Genomic DNA, 1,453 nt, shown 5'->3' with positions numbered 1-1,453 from the left:
TATGGACAAGGCTATAGTGTACTTGAAGTTATCCAAATGGTAAAGAAGGTAAGTGGCGTGGATTTTGTGGTCTTAGATTCTGATCGTAGAGCAGGAGATCCTGCTATTCTTGTTGCAGATAATACTAAAATCTGCACTCTCACAGATTGGAAACCACGATTTAATGATCTCGCCTACATCATCAAAAGTGCATATGAGTGGGAAAGATTTGGCAAATAATGCTATGTAGTCAGAAAAATACAGGTGGGAGTATTTGGATACAAAACAAATAAGAATCCAAAATTTTCAGGCTATGTAGCCTTTTTTAGCCACTTTTTGTAGTGTTTTTCTATTTTACATGGTATAAATGCTAGAATCTGTGGCACTTCATAACTATGATGAGAGCGCAAAAATTTGCGAATCTTCTTATAATGTTTTTTGCGTGTCTTGATACTTAGAGCAATTTCAGATTCTGTGCATATAACACCCTGCCAATGATAATAACTTTGTATTTTATGTGTTTGGACACAAGCAGCAAGGCGTCGCTTACAAAGCTTTTTGGCTAATCGTTTGGCTTCCTTTTTGTTTGGTGCGGTGCTTAAGATTACAAGTGGCATACTAATCCTTTGGCGTATAATTTTCTATCTCTATTTTTTTGATAAGCTTTGCAGGGTTTCCACCCACGATAGAATTTGGTGGGACATCTTTGAGAACGACTGCATTAGCGCCCACGATAGAATTTTCACCAATCCTAACACCCGGACAAATAGTTGCTGCTACACCTATCCACACACGCTTTTGGATATAAATAGGCTTACAAATGGTGGTGGTGCGATTATAAGGATTAATGTCGTGATTAATGGTGATGAGATTAACTTTTGGTCCGATAAACACTTCATCATCAATATAGATTCCGCCCCGATCCATAAATGTGCAAGCGGTATTAACAAAAACATTTTTGCCAAAATATATATTACGCCCAAAATCCGTATAAAAAGGTGGCAAAAGCCACAAACTAGAATCCACCTCTCTTCCCATAATTTGACTTAAAATCTCACGCACTTGCTCCTCGCTTTTTTCTCCATTATTAAGCTTGGCGATGAGTTTTTGCGTGTGCTTAATCACTTCGATGATAGGTGCGACTTCGGGATCTCTAGAATCTAGTGGCACACCAGCCAAATCTTTCTCAAAAACATTCATAATCCTATCCTTACTTTAACCAAAGACTTTTTGCAAATGTGCTTTATACTCTTTTATGTATTGCTCTACTTGTGGGTTTTTGACCACATCATTACAAATAAATGTTGGCAAAGCCTGCATACCTAAAAATTCGTGTGCCTTATGCAAATGCAAATACACGACATCTACACCCACACCGCCAAAAAACTCATCTTTGTCTGTAAATGCCTCAATAGGCGCATTCCAAGTAAGACTAAACATATATTTCTTATCGTGCAATAAGCCACCTTTGCCA

The 1,453-nt window shown here is 37.9% G+C and carries 3 protein-coding genes and 1 pseudogene; 1 reads left to right on the top strand and 3 read right to left on the bottom strand.

The genetic code is table 11. The annotated features are described in order from the left end of the window. Window positions 1–219 (top strand): annotated as a pseudogene (locus tag C6H22_RS06530) (UDP-glucose 4-epimerase GalE); the annotation flags it as partial. A 71-nt stretch (window positions 220–290) separates the two neighbouring features. Here C6H22_RS06530 and cutA read toward each other — a convergent pair. The 3 genes from cutA to C6H22_RS06515 form a co-directional block, all read right to left on the bottom strand. Continuing rightward, window positions 291–596, bottom strand: coding sequence for a divalent-cation tolerance protein CutA (gene cutA, locus C6H22_RS06525; protein WP_104694519.1), 306 nt, complete (start codon window positions 594–596; stop codon window positions 291–293). 1 nt (window position 597) lies between these two features. Continuing rightward, the gene (locus C6H22_RS06520) at window positions 598–1,179 is read right to left on the bottom strand and encodes a sugar O-acetyltransferase (protein WP_104694518.1); all 582 of its coding nucleotides are present in this window, start codon (window positions 1,177–1,179) and stop codon (window positions 598–600) included. 15 nt (window positions 1,180–1,194) lie between these two features. After that, window positions 1,195–1,453 (bottom strand): NAD(P)H-dependent oxidoreductase (locus C6H22_RS06515; protein WP_199769814.1); only part of this gene is annotated, 259 nt, incomplete at its 5' end.

This window comes from Helicobacter equorum, from assembly GCF_900198655.1.
Lineage (GTDB): Bacteria > Campylobacterota > Campylobacteria > Campylobacterales > Helicobacteraceae > Helicobacter_F > Helicobacter_F equorum.
This window is presented reverse-complemented; position numbering and strand designations above follow the sequence as displayed.

Coding starts and splice junctions, on each gene's coding strand:
- C6H22_RS06520 (WP_104694518.1), bottom strand. CDS start 1,179: ATGAATGTTTTTGAGAAAGATTTGGCTGGTGTGCCACTAGATTCTAGA.
- cutA (WP_104694519.1), bottom strand. CDS start 596: ATGCCACTTGTAATCTTAAGCACCGCACCAAACAAAAAGGAAGCCAAA.